The organism is Streptomyces sp. NPDC014907, assembly GCF_055562975.1.
The window spans coordinates 162201-177658 of sequence record NZ_JBVHEG010000004.1; the positions used below are offsets into that span (position 1 = coordinate 162201).

Consider the following 15458-nt stretch of genomic DNA (forward strand, 5'->3'; position numbering starts at 1 on the left):
GGCGCGGTGGCGGTCAGGGGCGGTACGGGGCGACGTGCCCCCGGGCGAGGAGCACGTACACCAGGGCGGAGACGGCCGCGCCGAGCACGGTGAGGTCCGCGCCGCCGAGCGGGGCGACGAGGGGGCCGGTCCACAGCTCGGAGTCGCAGGTGAGCGCGGAGAAGGCGAGGCCCGCGAGGAACGCGGCGAGGCCGGCCGGGTGCCAGCCCGCGCGGTAGCGGTAGGCGCCGCCGGTGTGCGCGTGCAGGCCGGCGGAGTCGTAGGAGCAGCGGCGCAGCACCATGTCGGCGAGGAAGACCCCGCCCCAGGGGGCGAAGACGATGATCAGGAGCGAGAGGAAGGAGAGGAGCGAGGTGGTGAAGTCGGTGAGGAAGAGGGCGCCGAGCGAGCCGGCGGCGGTGACGGCGCCGCTGACGACGATGGCGCGGGAGCGGCTCCAGGGGATGCCGAGGACCTGGAGGTTCAGGCTGGACGAGTAGAGCGTGATGATCGAGTTGGTGACGGAGCCGCCGAGGACCAGGGCGAGGAAGAGGGGCTGGAACCAGCCGGGGAGCAGGCTCTCGGTGCCCGCGACGGCGTCGGTCATGTCGGTCCGGGTCGCGGCGGCCACGCCGATGACGCCCAGGGCGACGGAGGAGAGGAAGCCGCCCAGGGCTCCGCTCACGGTGACGGCGCGGAGGGTGGTCGTGCGGGGCAGGTAGCGGGTGTAGTCGGCGGGCATCGGGAGGTACGAGAAGGGGCCCGCCAGCATGACGACGAAGGCGAGGCTCCAGCCGGAGGCGCCCGGGGCGGCGGCGGGGGCGGAGGTGTCGGCGCCGGGCAGCACGAGGACGAGCAGGGCGGCGAAGCCGGCGGCGAGGACGTACGCCATCCAGCGCTCCGCGAACTGGACGGTGGCGTGGCCCCAGAGGGCGACGGCGAAGGTCAGCGCGAGGGTGACGGCGAGGGCCGGGGCCCGGGAGGCGTGTCCGCCGTTCCCTCCGAGGTCCGTGAAGAAGGCTTCGAGGGCGAGGGTGCCCACCACCGTGTTGACGATGGTGTAGCCGATGCCGACGATCCAGTTGAGGAGGCCGGCGGGCCGGTTCCCGCGGCGGCCGAAGGCCGCGCGGGAGAGGACGAGCGTGGCGGTGCCGGTGCGCACGCCGCCGAGTCCGGCCGCGCCGACGGCGAGGAAGGCGAGGCCGCCGGTCACGACGACGATGGTGGCCTGCCAGAAGGAGAGCCCGAAGGCGACGGCGAGGGCGCCGTTGATGACGTAGGTGAAGGTGAGGTTCGAGCCGAACCAGAGCCAGAAGACGTCCTTGGCGCTGCCGTGCCGTTCGGCGTCGGGTATGGGGTCGATCCCGTGTTCCTCGACCCGGAACACCTCGTCGCGGCCCGTGGTCACGGTCGCCGTCTCGTGTTCGAGCACATCGCACTCCCGTCTTGAACGCCGTTCTAATTCTTAGAACGCTGTTCAAGATGTGCGAAGGGTTTGAGCCACGTCAAGACCTCTGCGGGTTCCGGTTAGGGTCGTTCCCGTACACGACGGCCCCCTGCGGAACGGGACGGGCGGCGACGGAGACGGCGGAACGGGGACGGCAGTGGCGGCACGACGGCGGGACGGGCACGTCACCCGGGAACGGATGCTGGAGGAGGCCATGGCGGCGATCGCCGAGGACGGCCTCGCGACCCTCACCATGTCGGCGCTCGCGGAGCGGCTCGGCACGAGCGGCGGCCACATCCTGTACTACTTCGGCAGCAAGGACCTGCTGCTGCTCGCCGCCCTCCGCTGGAGCGAGGAGGCGCTCGCGGAGGAGCGCCGCGCGCTGCTCGGCCGGCGGACCACGGCCGAGCGCAAGCTGGACCTCTTCCTGAGGCTCTACCTGCCGCGCGGGCCCCGCGATCCGCGCTGGACGCTGTGGATCGAGCTCTGGGCCCGCTCGGCCGGCAACGAAGCCCTCCGCGAGGCGCAGGTGGAGCTGGACCGGAGCTGGCAGGAGGACCTGGAGACCCTGCTGGCGGCGGGCGTCCGGCGGGGACGCTTCGCCCCGCTGGACGCCGGCGCCCGCGCCTCCGAACTCCTCGCCCTGCTCGACGGGTTGAGCACCCGGGTCGTCCTGGGCCAGGAGCCGGGCCCCGCGCTGGAGGCCGCCCGTGCGGTGGCGCGCGTCCTGGTCCCCCGGCCCGCGCCCGCCGGGCGGTGACGGAGGGGCGGTGACGGACGGACGGACGGCGACGGGCGGACTGGCGGTGACGGGCGGGCGTCAGCCCCGGTAGGCCTCCAGGAGCCGCAGCCACGCCTCGCTCAGCGTCGGATACGACGGAACGGCGTGCCACAGACGGGCGACCGGGACCTCGCCGACGACGGCGACCGTCGCCGAGTGGAGGAGTTCGCCGACGGCCGGACCGACGAAGGAGGCGCCGACGACGACCTCCCGGTCCAGGTCCACGACCATCCGCGCCTGCCCCCGGTAGCCCTGGGCGTAGAGGCCGGCCCCGGCGACCCCGCCCAGGTCCAGGTCCACGGCCCGGACCCGCAGCCCCGACCGTTCCGCCTCCGCCAGCGTGAGGCCGACGGCGGCCGCCTCGGGATCGGTGAACACCACCTGCGGCACGGCGGCGTGATCGGCCGTGGCGGTGTACGCGCCCCAGTTCCCGGCGTCCGGGAGCGCGTCCCCCCGCGCGCGGGCGGCGATCGCGGCGCCCGCGATCCGGGCCTGGTACTTGCCCTGGTGGGTCAGGAGCGCCCGGTGGTTGACGTCCCCGACGGCGTAGAGCCAGTCGCTGCCGAGGACCCGCAGGCTGTCGTCCACGTCCAGCCAGGAGCCGGGCTCCAGGCCGACCGTCTCCAGGCCGATGTCCTCGGTGCGCGGGGCCCGGCCGGTCGCGAAGAGCACCTCGTCGCCCTCGACGTGGTCCCCTCCCTCCAGGACCACGGTGACCGGGCCGGTGCTCCCGTCCCGCACCACCGCGGTGACCGACGCGTCGCGGATGTCCGCGCCGCGTTCCGCGAGGGCGGCGGCCACGTGCTCGCCGACGAACGGCTCCATGCGGGGCAGCAGCCTTCCGCCCCGCGCCAGCACCGTCACCCGGGAGCCGAGGGACTGCCAGGCGGTGGCCATCTCGGCCCCCACCACTCCCCCGCCCACCACGACGAGGCGCTCGGGCACGTGCGGGGAGGCGGTCGCCTCGCGGCTGGTCCAGGGCCGGGCCCCGGGCAGCCCGGGAAGGTCGGGCAGGAGGGCCCGGCTGCCGGTGCAGACGGCGACCGCGTGCCGGGCGGTGAGCACGTGGCGCTCGCCCTCGGGGCCGGTCACCTCCACCCGGCGCGGTCCGAGGAGACGGCCGTGGCCCCGGAGGACCCGGGTGCCGGTCGAATCGAGCCAGTCCAGCTGGGCGTCGTCCTTCCAGTCCCCGACCACCTCGTTCCGGTGGGCGAGGACCTCCGCCGCGTCCAGGGGGCCCCGGACCGCGTCCCGCAGCCCCGCGACCGCCCGGGCGTCGGAGCGGGCGATCCCGGGGCGCAGCAGCGCCTTGCTGGGCATGCACGCCCAGTAGGAGCACTCGCCGCCGATCAGTTCGCTCTCGACGATCGCGGCACTGAGGCCGGCCGCCCGCACCCGGTCGACGACGTTCTCGCCGACCGGTCCCGCGCCCAGCACCACCACGTCGTGGACCTGCTCGTTCTCCACCGTATGTGTCATGGTCCCAGTCTGCGGGCAGGGGCCGGAATAGCGCGGCGTGATACGCCGTTGTGCCGGACGAGTCCCGAGGGGACCGTGAGGACACCGCCAGGAGACCCCGAGAGGCAGGCAGCATGAGCACCGTAGCGCTCACCAAGGACAACTTCGACGAGATCGTGAGCGAGAACGAGTTCGTCCTGATCGATTTCTGGGCCTCGTGGTGCGGTCCCTGCCGTCAGTTCGGCCCGGTCTTCGAGGCCGCCTCCGAACGCCACCAGGACCTCGTCTTCGCCAAGGTGGACACCGAGGACCAGCAGGAGCTGGCGGCGGCGTTCGAGATCCAGTCGATCCCGACCCTGATGATCGTGCGCGACAAGGTGGCCGTGTTCGCGCAGCCGGGAGCGCTGCCGGAGGCCGCCCTGGAGGACCTGATCGGCCAGGCGCGCAAGCTGGACATGGACGAGGTGCGCAAGTCCGTCGCGGACGCCCAGGCGCAGGGGAACGCGCAGGGGTAGTCCGGACCCCCCGCAGGAGCGGCGGCGCGGACGCGAGAGGGGTACGGGAAGGCCTCCCGTACCCCTCTTCCGCGTGGTCCCCGCGTCCCCGCGGTCCTCAGCGCTCCAGGACCAGCGCGAGGCCCTGGCCGACGCCGATGCAGAGCGCGGCGAGGCCCGTGCCCGAACCGGCCGCCGCGAGCTGGTGCGCCACCGATCCGGCCAGGCGCGCGCCGGACGCGCCCAGCGGGTGGCCGATCGCGACGGCCCCGCCGCGCGGGTTCACGATCTCCGGGTCGAGGTCCGGCCACTCGGCGAGGCAGCCGAGCGCCTGGGCCGCGAAGGCCTCGTTGAGCTCGAAGGTCCGCAGGTCGGCGAAGGAGCGCCCGGCCTTCTCCAGGGCCCGGCGGACCGCCTCGACCGGGCCGAGGCCGAAGAGCTGCGGCTCGACGCCGGTGACGGCTGAGGCGCGGACGCGGGCGAGCGGTTCGCGCCCGGTCTCGCGCAGCCCCTCTTCGTCCACGAGGAGCAGGGCGGCCGCGCCGTCGTTGAGCGGCGAGGAGTTGCCCGCCGTGACGGTGCCGCCCCCGGTGCGGAAGGAGGGCTTGAGCCGGGCCAGGGCCTCCATGGACGTGCTGTCCCGGATCGACTCGTCGCGGGTCAGGTCCGCGTCCGGGTACGGCACGACCTCGTCGTCGAACAGGCCCTTCGCCCAGGCCTCGGCGGCCTTGCGGTGGCTGGCGAGGGCGAAGGCGTCCTGCCGTTCGCGGGTGAGGCCGTGCTTGTCGGCGACGAGTTCCGCCCCCTCGCCCAGGGAGACCGTCCACGCGGCGGGCATCCGCGGATTGGTCATGCGCCAGCCGAGGGTCGTGGAGTGGAGCTGCTGGTGGCCGGCGGGGAAGGCCCGCTCGGGCTTCTGGAGGACCCAGGGGGCGCGGGACATCGACTCGACGCCGCCGGCGATCGCCACGGAGGCGTCCCCGAGGGCTATGGCGCGGGCCGCCTGGATCACGGCCTCCAGGCCGGAGCCGCAGAGGCGGTTGACGGTGACGCCCGGGACGGTGACGGGCAGCCCCGCGAGCAGGACGGCCATCCGCGCCACGTCGCGGTTGTCCTCGCCCGCGCCGTTGGCGTCGCCGAAGTAGACGTCGTCCACGCGCGCCGGGTCGAGCGCGGGCGAGCGGTCCACGAGCGCCCGCACGACATGGGCCGCGAGGTCGTCGGGGCGCACGGCGGCGAGGGCGCCGCCGAACTTCCCGATCGGGGTGCGGACGGCGTCGACGATGTAGACGTCGCGGATGCTCATCGGTTCTCTCCCACGTGGCCCTCGGAACGGCTCTGTCCGCCCCGTGGGACCATCTTCGCCCCACCGGGCGCGCAGAGTCTCCGCCCGGCGGCCCGCCCTGTCAACGGACCGCCCGCCGGTGCGGACCGGTCCCGCGCACCGCGTCCCCTCCCTCCCGTCGCGTCCGGTCCGGACGCGGCGGGAGGGAGGGGCGGGTTCAGGCCCGGTCGGCCGGGCGGGCCAGGGGCGTGAGGCCGTAGTCGAGCTCCCGGCCGTCGACGAGCAGCGCCTCGACCGTGCCCGTCTCGGGGTCGATGTCGGCCCTGACGCCGTGGCCCTCGTAGACCGGGTAGCCGGAGGCTCCCTGCCGTCCGGTGGCCTCCACGACGGCCGTGCGGACGGCGCTGTCCGCGACGGAGGCGCCGCGGCGGTCCTCGACGTGCCCGGGCACCAGCAGGATCTCGAATCGCTTCGGAACTGTGCTCATGCACCGACGCTAAGCGTTCGGCCGGTCTCGTGCCGGACGACCCGCGCCGGCGGCCGCGGGCGGGAAGGTGCGGCGGCCGGCCCCGCCGGGGCCGTAGGGTCGGGTCCCCGGCGCCCGGTGGGCACCGGCGGAGGACGACGGAGGACGGAGGGGCGGCACCGTGCGTCTGCACACCACCACCTGGGGGACCGGGGACCGCACGGCCCTGCTCGTCCACGGCCTCATGGCGGACCACCGCACCTGGCACCGGTTCGGGCCCGCCCTGGCGGAGCGCGGCTACCGGGTGGTGGCGGTGGACCTGCGGGGGCACGGGGCGAGCGGACGGGGCGCGGGGCCCGGGGAGTACCGGCCGGAGGACTACGCCGACGACCTCGTGGAGTCCGTGCCGGCCGGTCTCGAACTGGCCGTCGGCCACTCGCTCGGCGCGCTCGTGCTCGCGCGGGCGGTGGAACGGCTCGCGCCGGCCCGGGCGGTGTACTCCGACCCGGCCTGGCACCTGGGGGCCGGTCCCTCCGCCTACCGGGCCGAGCTCTTCGTCCGGGGGAAGGGGCTGACCCGGGAGATGATCCGCCGGCTCAACCCGGGCTGGGCGGAGGAGGACGTCGACGCCGAGGCGGACGCGGTGCGCATGTGGGACGAGCGGACCGCGTACGCCCTGGAGGAGTGCGCGGGCACCGATCTGTGGCCGGCCCGTCCCGTCGTCCCCTCGCTGGTCGTCCTCGCCGATCCGAGCCTGCCGGTATCGCCCGCGAACGCCCGGATGCTGGCGGAGCGCGGGTTCGAGGTCCGCACGGTGGCGAAGGCCGGGCACACCGTCCACCGCGACGACTTCGACGGGTTCGTGTCCGCCCTGGACGGCTGGGTCCGGGACCCGGCCCGCGACGGACGGTGACCGCGCGGCGGGCGTGCGGCGCGCCGGGGGCGTACGCCGGGACGTGCGGGAGGCGTACGGACCGGCCGGAGCCGCGCCGGGGCGGCCGCGTACCGGAAGGGCCCGTGCGTCAGACGGTGCGGTCGAGGCCCCGGGCGCGGCCGAGGACCCGGGCGAAGGCGGCCAGCGTGGGCGTCCCGGGGGCGCGGTCCAGGACGCCGAAGACGACCTCCTCGAAGTGGCCCGCGAACCGCCCCTCCCCGGTGAGCAGCGCCCCGAACGCGCCGGCGACCTCCGCCGGGTCGTTCCGGAAGACCCCGCAGCCCCAGGCGCCGAGGACGAGCCGCCGGTATCCGGTCGCGGCGGCCGTCTCCAGGACGCGTTCGGCGCGGGCGGCGAGGACGGCGGGCAGCCGGCCGGCGCGTTCGGGGGCGGTGCGGCGGACGACGCCCGCGTTGGGCGCGGGCGAGGTGAGGAAGCCGGCCGTGAAGGGCTCGGCGAGCAGGTCCCCCCGGTCGTCGCGGAAGACCGGCACCCGGGGCGAGTGGATGACGCGGTCGGAGTAGAAGGGGTCCCGGTCGGCCCGGTGGTGGGCGTAGGGGGCGGGGACGCGCAGCAGGGTGGCGTGGAGGGCGGAGGACCGGCAGAGCGCCTCCTCCTGGGCCTGGGCCCCGTTGAGGTAGCCGCCGCCGGGGTTGCGGGCGGAGGCGAAGTTCAGGACGGCCACCGGGCGGGCGGGGTCGGCCGCGGTCATCCGGCGGGCCGCGGCCAGGCTGCTCTCGCCGGTGACCTCCAGGACGGGCGTGCGGTCGGTGTCGGGGGTGACGGCGACGGGCCCGGGCCCGTACAGACGGGTTCCGGCCAGGGCGGCGGCCAGGTCGCCGGCGAGGGAGACGATCCGGCCGTCCCCGGCGCGGTAGTGGCCGGCGGCGACGATCTCCTCGGTCTGCCGCGCGATCTCACGCAGTCGTGCGCTCATGCGCGTCAGCGTGATCGTTCCGCCCCGTTCGGGGCAACGGGTTTTCGACAGCTTCGCGGGGCGGCGGGGAATCGGCGGCGGGCGCGGGTACACAGGGCGCGTAGGGACCGACGGGGCGCTCTTGCACGCCGGTCGGTGGTGGCTTTAGGTGGAACCAGTGGCGTTCCGGGACCCGTGTGCCCGGGGGCCGCGCCCCCGGCGTCCCCGGTGGCGGGGCTCCGGGACGGACCGTTCCGGGGCCCGTCCCCGAGGACCAGGAGGCGCACGGATGTCACCGAGCGGCACGCGGCGCGACGATCCCCCGCTCACCGAGGAGCAGGCGGACGAACTGTTGCGGTGCATCTGCTTCAAGACCGGACCGCCCCGCACGGTGGGGGTGGAGCTGGAGTGGCTGGTGCACGACCTCCGGGACCCCCGGGTCCCCGTACGGCCGCCGAGGCTCACGGCGGCGCTCGACGCCCTGCGGGCCCTGCCCCTGGTGTCGTGCCTGACGTTCGAACCCGGCGGTCAGGTGGAGCTCAGCTCCCGTCCGGCCGGGAGCCTCATGGAGTGTCTGGACTCCCTCGCCTCCGACCTGCGGGCGGTGCGGGGCGTACTCGGACCGCTCGGCCTCGCCCTCGGCGGGTACGGGGTGGACCCCTGGCACGCGTCGCGCGACCGGGTGCTCCACGAGCCGCGGTACGACGCGATGGAGGCCGCGCTCGACCGGACCGGGCCGTCCGGGCGGACGATGATGCGCGAGTCGGCCTCCGTCCAGGTCTGTCTCGACGCCGGGTTCGACGGGCCGGGCCCGCTGGGGCACCGGAGGCGGTGGCGGCTGGCCCACCTCCTGGGCGCGGTGCTCGTGGCCGCCTTCGCCAACTCGCCCGTGCACGGCGGGCGCCGGACCGGGTGGCGCTCGACGCGGCAGGCGCTGTGGGCGGACCTCGATCCGCTGCGGACGCTCGCTCCCCGGCCGGCCGGGGAGCCGCGCGAGGAGTGGGCGGCGCACGTGCTCGACACCCCGGTGCTGTGCGTGCGGTCGGACGAGGGGCCCTGGGCCGTGCCGGAGGGGCTGACCTTCCGGGAGTGGCTGCGCACGGGGCGTCCCCGTCCGGCCGGCGCCGACGACCTGCGCTACCACATGACGACGCTCTTCCCGCCGGTGCGGCCGCACGGCCATCTGGAGCTGCGGATGATCGACGCGCAGCCGGGGCCGGACGGGTGGATGGTGCCGGTGGCCGTGACGACGGCGGTCTTCGACGACCCGGAGGCCGCGGAGACCGTGTACCGGGCGGTCGAACCGCTCGCGGAGCGGGCCGGCGGCGAGCCCGCGCCGCGCAATCCGCTCTGGGTGGCGGCCGCCCGTGACGGCCTGGCCGATCCCGGACTGCACGCCGCCGCCCGGACGGTCTTCTCCGCCGCCCTGGAGGCGCTGCCCCGGATCGGGGCGGGCGAGGAGGTCCGGCGGCTGGTCGCCGCCTTCCACGAGCGGTACGTGGTGCCCGGCGTCTCCCCGGCCGACGAGCCCCTGGCGGTGGTCTCGTGACCGCGCGCGCGAACGGGCACGCGACCGGGTCCGGGCCGGCCCCCGAGGTGACGCGCGGGCGCGCCCTGGACGCCCTCACCGCCGCGCGGGACCGCACCCTCCTGCTCACCTCCTGCGTGGAGGACGACGACCTCACCGCCCAGCACTCCCCCCTGATGTCGCCGCTCGTCTGGGACCTGGCCCACATCGGCAACCAGGAGGAGCAGTGGCTGTGGCGGGGCGTCGCGGGCGGCGAGGAGCTGCGGCCCGGGATCGACCCGCTCTACGACGCCTTCGCGCACCCGCGCGCCGTCCGTCCCTCGCTGCCCCTGCTGCCGCCGCGCGAGGCCCGCGCCTACGCGGCGGACGTACGGCTCCGGGTCCTCGACCTCCTGGAGCGGGCGCCGCTGGAGGGGCGGCCCCTGCTCGACGGGGGGTTCGTCTTCGGCATGGTCGCCCAGCACGAACAGCAGCACGGCGAGACGATGCTGATCACCCATCAGCTCCGCAGGGGGCCGGCCGTCCTGACCGCTCCCCCGCCGCCGGTCCACCGGGGCGGTCCGCTGCCGTCCGAGGTCCTGGTGCCCGGCGGGCCGTTCACCATGGGCACCTCGGACGAGCCGTGGGCCCTCGACAACGAACGGCCCGCGCACCGCCGGGACGTGCCCGCCTTCCACATCGACACCACGCCGGTCACCAACGGCGCCTATCTGGCCTTCGTCGCCGACGGCGGTTACGCGGACCGGCGCTGGTGGCGGCCCCGGGGGTGGGAGCTGATCCGGGAGCACGGCATCGGGGCGCCGCTGTTCTGGCGCCGCGACGGCGGACGGTGGCTGCGCCGCCGGTTCGGGGTGACCGAACCCGTACCGGAGGAGGAGCCGGTCCTGCACGTGAGCTGGTACGAGGCGGACGCCTACGCGCGCTGGGCGGGGCGACGGCTCCCGACGGAGGCCGAGTGGGAGAAGGCGGCCCGGTTCGACCCGGTCTCCGGGCGTTCCCGCCGTTATCCGTGGGGCGACGCCGACCCCGGGCCGGAGCACGCGAACCTCGGGCAGCGGCACCTGCGCCCCGCGGCGGCGGGCAGCTATCCGGAGGGCGCCTCGCCGCTGGGCGTGCGGCAGCTGATCGGGGACGTGTGGGAGTGGACGGCGAGCGACTTCCTGCCGTACCCGGGGTTCGCGGTCTTCCCGTACAAGGAGTACTCGGAGGTGTTCTTCGGTCCGGAGCACAAGGTGCTGCGGGGCGGGTCGTTCGCGGTGGACCCGGTCGCCTGCCGGGGCACCTTCCGCAACTGGGACCTGCCGGTGCGGCGCCAGATCTTCGCCGGTTTCCGCACGGCGCGCTCCGCGGAACCCGCCTGATGTGCCGTCACCTCGCCTACGTGGGCGACCCGGTGCCGCTCGGGGAGCTGATCGTCCGGCCCGCGCACGGACTGCTGCGCCAGTCCTGGGAACCCCGTACGCAGTCCAGCGGGGTGGTGAACGCCGACGGCTTCGGCGTGGGCTGGTACGCCGGGGACGATCCGGTGCCCGCCCGCTACCGGCGCCCGGGACCGATCTGGGGCGACCCCTCCTTCGCCGACCTGGCGCGGGTGGTCCGTTCCGGAGCGCTGCTCGCGGCGGTCCGGGGGGCCACGCTGCCCGGGGCCGACGGGGAGGCGGCGGCGGCGCCGTTCGCCTCCGGGCCCTGGCTGTTCAGCCACAACGGCATGGTCGTGGGATGGCCGGAGTCCCTGGTCCCGCTCGGCGCGACGCTGTCCGCCGGGGAGCTGCTGCGCCTGGAGGCGCGCACCGACTCGGCGCTGGTGTGGGCGCTCGTCCTGCACCGGCTGCGGGCCGGGGACGGGCCGGGGGACGCGCTCGCCGGCACCGTGCGGGAGGTCGCCCGGGCGGCCCCCGGCTCCCGGCTGAACCTGCTGCTCACCGACGGCGGGCGGATCGCCGCGACCGCCTGGGGGAACAGCCTCTGGTACCTGACGGGCCCCGGCCGGACGGTCGTGGCCTCCGAACCGTACGACGACGACCCGCGCTGGCGGGAGGTGCCCGAGCGGACGCTCGTGACCACCGACCGCGCCGATGTCACCCTCACCCCGCTCAAGGAGCCGTCCGCGTGAGCCCGTTCCAGCTGACCCGTACCCTCGACCCGGAAGCCGCCGGCGCCGACCTGCGCGCCGACGTCGTCCACGGACTGACCCGTTTCCCCAAGGGGCTGCCGCCCAAGTGGTTCTACGACGCCCGGGGCAGCGAGCTGTTCGAGGAGATCACCCGGCTGCCCGAGTACTACCCGACACGGGCGGAGCGGGAGATCCTGGCCGCGCGGGCCCCGGAGATCGCCGCCGCGACCGGGGCCCGGACGCTGGTGGAGCTGGGGTCCGGCTCCTCCGAGAAGACCCGGTTCCTGATCGACGCGCTGCTGCCCGGCCTGGACGACTACGTGCCCGTGGACGTGAGCGAGTCCGCGCTGACCGGGGCGGCCGAGTCGCTGCTCGCCGAGCGGCCGGAGCTGCGGGTGCACGCCCTCGTCGCGGACTTCACCCGGGGGCTCGCACTGCCCGGCACCCCGGGGCCGCGCCTGGTGGCCTTCCTCGGCGGGACCATCGGCAATCTGCTGCCCGGCGAGCGGCGGACGTTCCTGCGTTCGGTCCGCGCCATGCTCGCGCCGGGCGACTCCCTGCTGCTCGGCACGGACCTGGTGAAGGACGAGGCGACGCTCGTGGCCGCCTACGACGACGCGGCCGGGGTGACCGGGGCGTTCAACCGGAACGTGCTGTCCGTGATCGACCGGGAGCTGGGCGCGGACGCCGATCCGGAGGACTTCGAGCACGTGGCGGTGTGGGACGCCGAGCGGGAGTGGATCGAGATGCGGCTGCGCGCCCGCCGCGCGCTCACCGTGAAGATCCCGGAGCTGGACCTCGTGGTGCCGTTCGCGGCGGGCGAGGAGATGCGGACGGAGGTGTCGGCCAAGTTCCGTCAGGAGGGCGTGCGGGAGGAGCTGGCGGCGGCGGGCCTGGGCATGGTCCGCTGGTGGACGGACGACGCGGAGAGGTTCGCGCTGTCGCTCGCGACGGCGCGCTGAGCCGCGGCGGGTCCGGTGACGGCGCGTTCGGCGGCGGCGGCCAGGGAGCGGCGGTCGGGGTACCGGCCGCCCGGCAGCGGGTCCGGCGCGTGGACCTCGGCGGTGAGCCGCCGGGTGGTGACGACCCGCCACAGGGAGGCGCCGAGCGGGTCGTCCCCGACGTACGCGGCGGCGCCGGCGGGCCGGTAGGCGATCCGTACCGGCTGCACGGCGCATCCGGCGTCCAGGGCCGCCTGGAACACGGCCGGCCGGAACCGTCCCCCGGCCCGGCCGCACCAGGTGGAGCCCTCGGGGAAGACGAGCACCCGGCCGCCGGCCGCGAGCGTCCGGGCCACGGCGCGCACGGTGCCGGGGAGGGCCCTGAGCCGGTCCCGTTCGACGAAGAGGGTGCCGCCGAGGGCGGCGAGCGCGCCGAGGACCGGCCAGTGGCGCACCTCCGCCTTGGCCACCGCCCGGCCGGGCAGCACGGCCGCGAGGAGCGGGACGTCCAGCCAGGAGACGTGGTTGGCGACGACGAGGAGCGGGCCGGCGGTGGCGGGGTTCCCCGTGTACCGGACGCGTACGCCGAAGGCGCGGACCACCGTCCGCGCCCAGGCCCGGGTCAGGGCGTGCCGGGCGGCGGACGGCAGCGGGGCGGCGCACGGGGCGAGCAGGACGCCGAGGAGGACGGTGCCGGTGCCCGCCGCGAGACGGGCCAGGGCCCGCAGCGGGCCGGCCGCCGCCGGGCCGGGTCGTCCCCCCTCGCGACGGTCCGTGCCGGGGTGGGCGGCGCAGCGGCCCGGGGTGCAGGGCGCCGCGGGGAGCCACGGCGGGGTCGCCGCGGGCCCGGTCACGCGGCCGGGGCGAGCGACAGGAAGCGGTTGAGGTAGCGCGGGTCGGTGCGCCGCAGGGAGAGCAGGACGTAGAAGTCGGCGACGCCGAAGGCGGGGTCGTGGGCGGGGGCGCCGCAGACCCGGGCGCCGAGCCGGAGGTAGCCGCGCAGCAGCGGGGGCAGTTCGGTGCGGCCCCCGGGGCGGACGACGCCCTCGGGGTCCCACGGGCGGTGCGGGACGACCCGGTGCTCCTCCGGGGCGAGGTGCCCGGCCCGGACGGTGTCCCAGGTGGCGGCGGCGAGGGCGCCGCCGTCGGCGAGCGGGACCGAGCAGCATCCGGCGATCCAGTCGTGGCCGCTCCCGGTCATGTAGCGGGCGATTCCGGCCCAGACGAGGGCGATGACGGCGCCGTCGCGGTGGGCGGGGTGGACGCAGGAGCGGCCGGCCTCCACCAGGTCGTGCCGGACGGGGGCGAGGCGGGCGAGGTCGAACTCGCCCTCGGAGTAGAGGCGTCCGGCGACGGCGGCCCGTTCGGGCGGCAGGAGCCGGTAGGTGGCGACGACCTCGCCGGTGGTCTCCTCCCGTACGAGGAGGTGGTCGCAGTACGCGTCGAAGGCGTCGCCGTCGAGGCCGGGTTCGGGGCCTTCGACGCGGGCCCCCAGCTCGCCGGCGAAGACCTGGTGGCGCAGCCGCTGGGCGGCGCGCACGTCCTCCCGGTCGCGGGCGAGGCCGACGGTGTACCGGGGCGCGGGCCGCCCGGTGCGGGCCCGGGGCTGTGCGGGGACGGCGGGCGTGTGCGTCGGTGCGGACATGGCGGGCTCCTCCGGCGGACGGAAGGGAAGGGACGGGGCCGGGCCGCCCGCGGGTGGCCCGGCCCTCTACTTCTTCCGCGACCGGCTGGATTCGGCGTGACCGTCCGGGGGTTCCCGGGTGTGCGCCCGCTGAACGCTATTCGGCGAGGGTCTCGGTGATCTCCTCCGAGGCCTTCCGGGCGGCCTCGACCGGGTCCCCGCCCTGGAGGACGGCCGTCATGTAGGGCTTGATCGGGTTGTCGGCCTCGACGTCGGCCCACTGGGGGGAGTTGGGGGTGGCCCGGCCGCGCGCGGCTCCCTCGGCCATGGCGGCGGTGGCCTCCTGGCCGGCGACGACGGAGGCGAGGCCCTTCTTGTTGGGCACGTAGCCCATGGCGCGGGCGAGTTCGGTCTGCCACTTCTCGCCCGCCAGCGCCGTGACGACGTCGAGGGCGGCGGCGCGGTGGGGCGCGTTCTCCGGGACGATGAGGTCGGAGCCGCCGGTGAAGACGGCGCAGGGCCGGCCGGCCCGGGTGCCGGGTATCGGGAAGTAGCCGAGCTTGCCCTCCAGTGCCGGGGCGGCCTCGAGGATCGCGGCGACGGCGCTGGGGGTGGCGACGATCTGGGCCACGTCGCCCCTGGCGAAGACGCCGGCCTGCGGCGGGTTCTGCTCGTCGGCGTTCTTGGGGCCGGAGCCGAGGGACTGGAGTTCCTTGTAGAAGGCCATGCCGCGCCGGGCCGCCGGGCTGTCGAGGGCGCCCGTCCACACGCCGCCCTTGTCGACGGCCAGTTCGCCGCCCTCGTCCCAGACGAAGCCGGAGAGGGTGTACCAGTCCTGTCCCGCGAGGTAGATGCCCTGGGAACCGTTCCCGTTCAGTTTCGCGGTGTCGGCGAGCCATTCGGCGCGGGTGGCGGGCGGCCCGTCGATGCCCGCCTTCCGGAACAGGTCCTTGTTGTAGATGACGATCCGGTTGGCCGCGTACCAGGGGATGCCGTACTGGGTTCCGCCGATGCGGCCGGGTTCGGCGAGGCCGGGCAGCCAGTCCTCGCTGCCGAGGTCGCGCACCGACTCCAGGGTGAGGTCGTACAGCTTGCCGGTGTCGGCGTACTGGGCGACCTGGGTGTTGCCGACCTCGATGACGTCGGGTCCGCCGGAGCCCTTGATCGCCTCGGTGACCTTCTTGCCGATGCCGGTCCACTCCTGGATGGTGATCTCCAGCCGGACGCCGTCGTGCTCGTCCTCGTACGCCTTCGTGAAGCGGTCCAGGAAGTCCTGGCTGGCGCTGTCCCGCATCAGCCAGAGGTGGACGGTCTGCGTCCCGCCGCCCGGCAGCATCCCGCAGCCCGCGAGTGCGAGCGCGGTGACGGCCGCCAGGGGACAGGCGAGGAGTCGGTTCTTCACGTGGGCCACCTTCTGCGGTTCAGCACAGGGTCGTGCGGTGGGGGCTGACCCGGCATGGGGGGACCGAACGGGGTGTTCGCGCGGGTGCGT

General features: G+C 75.8%; 15 protein-coding genes. 7 read left to right on the plus strand and 8 right to left on the minus strand.

Annotated elements, in window-relative coordinates:
- Positions 1 to 13 precede the first annotated feature (13 nt).
- Entirely contained in the window at positions 14 to 1411 is a 1398-nt protein-coding gene (locus ACZ3IL_RS12935) for a purine-cytosine permease family protein (RefSeq protein WP_467389579.1), read from the minus strand.
- Positions 1412 to 1625: 214 nt separating this feature from the next.
- Here ACZ3IL_RS12935 and ACZ3IL_RS12940 point away from each other — a divergent pair, with 214 nt between their 5' ends.
- Positions 1626 to 2186: a TetR/AcrR family transcriptional regulator gene (locus ACZ3IL_RS12940; protein WP_467390458.1), complete on the plus strand. Its 561-nt coding sequence runs from the start codon at positions 1626 to 1628 to the stop codon at positions 2184 to 2186.
- A gap of 60 nt (positions 2187 to 2246) precedes the next feature.
- Here ACZ3IL_RS12940 and ACZ3IL_RS12945 read toward each other — a convergent pair whose 3' ends face one another.
- Positions 2247 to 3686 (minus strand): dihydrolipoyl dehydrogenase family protein, encoded by a 1440-nt coding sequence (locus tag ACZ3IL_RS12945; protein WP_467389581.1) that lies wholly within the window; start codon positions 3684 to 3686, stop codon positions 2247 to 2249.
- A 113-nt stretch (positions 3687 to 3799) separates the two neighbouring features.
- Between ACZ3IL_RS12945 and trxA the strand changes: the two genes are divergently transcribed.
- On the plus strand, positions 3800 to 4180 hold the full coding sequence (trxA, locus tag ACZ3IL_RS12950; RefSeq protein WP_467389583.1) for a thioredoxin: 381 nt from the start codon (positions 3800 to 3802) through the stop codon (positions 4178 to 4180).
- A gap of 97 nt (positions 4181 to 4277) precedes the next feature.
- Here the strand turns inward: trxA and ACZ3IL_RS12955 are convergent, their stop codons facing one another.
- Entirely contained in the window at positions 4278 to 5465 is a 1188-nt protein-coding gene (locus ACZ3IL_RS12955; RefSeq protein WP_467389585.1) for a thiolase family protein, read from the minus strand.
- 196 nt (positions 5466 to 5661) lie between these two features.
- On the minus strand, positions 5662 to 5931 hold the full coding sequence (locus ACZ3IL_RS12960; protein ID WP_467389587.1) for a hypothetical protein: 270 nt from the start codon (positions 5929 to 5931) through the stop codon (positions 5662 to 5664).
- A 160-nt stretch (positions 5932 to 6091) separates the two neighbouring features.
- Here ACZ3IL_RS12960 and ACZ3IL_RS12965 point away from each other — a divergent pair, with 160 nt between their 5' ends.
- Entirely contained in the window at positions 6092 to 6823 is a 732-nt protein-coding gene (locus ACZ3IL_RS12965; RefSeq protein WP_467389589.1) for an alpha/beta fold hydrolase, read from the plus strand.
- A gap of 109 nt (positions 6824 to 6932) precedes the next feature.
- Here the strand turns inward: ACZ3IL_RS12965 and ACZ3IL_RS12970 are convergent, their stop codons facing one another.
- A complete protein-coding gene (locus ACZ3IL_RS12970; RefSeq protein ID WP_467389591.1) occupies positions 6933 to 7781 on the minus strand; it encodes a TIGR02452 family protein in 849 nt (282 codons plus the stop codon).
- A 268-nt stretch (positions 7782 to 8049) separates the two neighbouring features.
- Between ACZ3IL_RS12970 and egtA the strand changes: the two genes are divergently transcribed.
- The 4 genes from egtA to egtD are packed head-to-tail and all read left to right on the plus strand — an operon-like array spanning position 8050 to position 12363.
- Complete coding sequence (gene egtA, locus ACZ3IL_RS12975; protein WP_467389592.1) at positions 8050 to 9309, plus strand: ergothioneine biosynthesis glutamate--cysteine ligase EgtA; 1260 nt, start codon at positions 8050 to 8052, stop codon at positions 9307 to 9309.
- On the plus strand, positions 9306 to 10649 hold the full coding sequence (gene egtB, locus ACZ3IL_RS12980) for an ergothioneine biosynthesis protein EgtB (protein ID WP_467389595.1): 1344 nt from the start codon (positions 9306 to 9308) through the stop codon (positions 10647 to 10649). Before egtA ends, egtB begins: the two co-directional genes overlap by 4 nt.
- Positions 10649 to 11401 (plus strand): ergothioneine biosynthesis protein EgtC, encoded by a 753-nt coding sequence (egtC, locus tag ACZ3IL_RS12985; RefSeq protein WP_467389597.1) that lies wholly within the window; start codon positions 10649 to 10651, stop codon positions 11399 to 11401. The genes egtB and egtC overlap by 1 nt, the downstream gene beginning before the upstream one ends.
- Entirely contained in the window at positions 11398 to 12363 is a 966-nt protein-coding gene (gene egtD, locus ACZ3IL_RS12990; protein WP_467389599.1) for an L-histidine N(alpha)-methyltransferase, read from the plus strand. Before egtC ends, egtD begins: the two co-directional genes overlap by 4 nt.
- Here the strand turns inward: egtD and ACZ3IL_RS12995 are convergent.
- From ACZ3IL_RS12995 to ACZ3IL_RS13005, 3 genes are all read right to left on the minus strand, one after another.
- Positions 12258 to 13196, minus strand: coding sequence for a lysophospholipid acyltransferase family protein (locus ACZ3IL_RS12995; RefSeq protein ID WP_467389601.1), 939 nt, complete (start codon positions 13194 to 13196; stop codon positions 12258 to 12260). The two genes, egtD and ACZ3IL_RS12995, sit on opposite strands and share 106 nt — an antisense overlap.
- Positions 13193 to 13987, minus strand: coding sequence for a GNAT family N-acetyltransferase (locus tag ACZ3IL_RS13000; protein ID WP_467389603.1), 795 nt, complete (start codon positions 13985 to 13987; stop codon positions 13193 to 13195). Before ACZ3IL_RS13000 ends, ACZ3IL_RS12995 begins: the two co-directional genes overlap by 4 nt.
- Positions 13988 to 14123: 136 nt before the next feature.
- Positions 14124 to 15368: an extracellular solute-binding protein gene (locus ACZ3IL_RS13005; protein ID WP_467389605.1), complete on the minus strand. Its 1245-nt coding sequence runs from the start codon at positions 15366 to 15368 to the stop codon at positions 14124 to 14126.
- Positions 15369 to 15458: the final 90 nt, after the last annotated feature.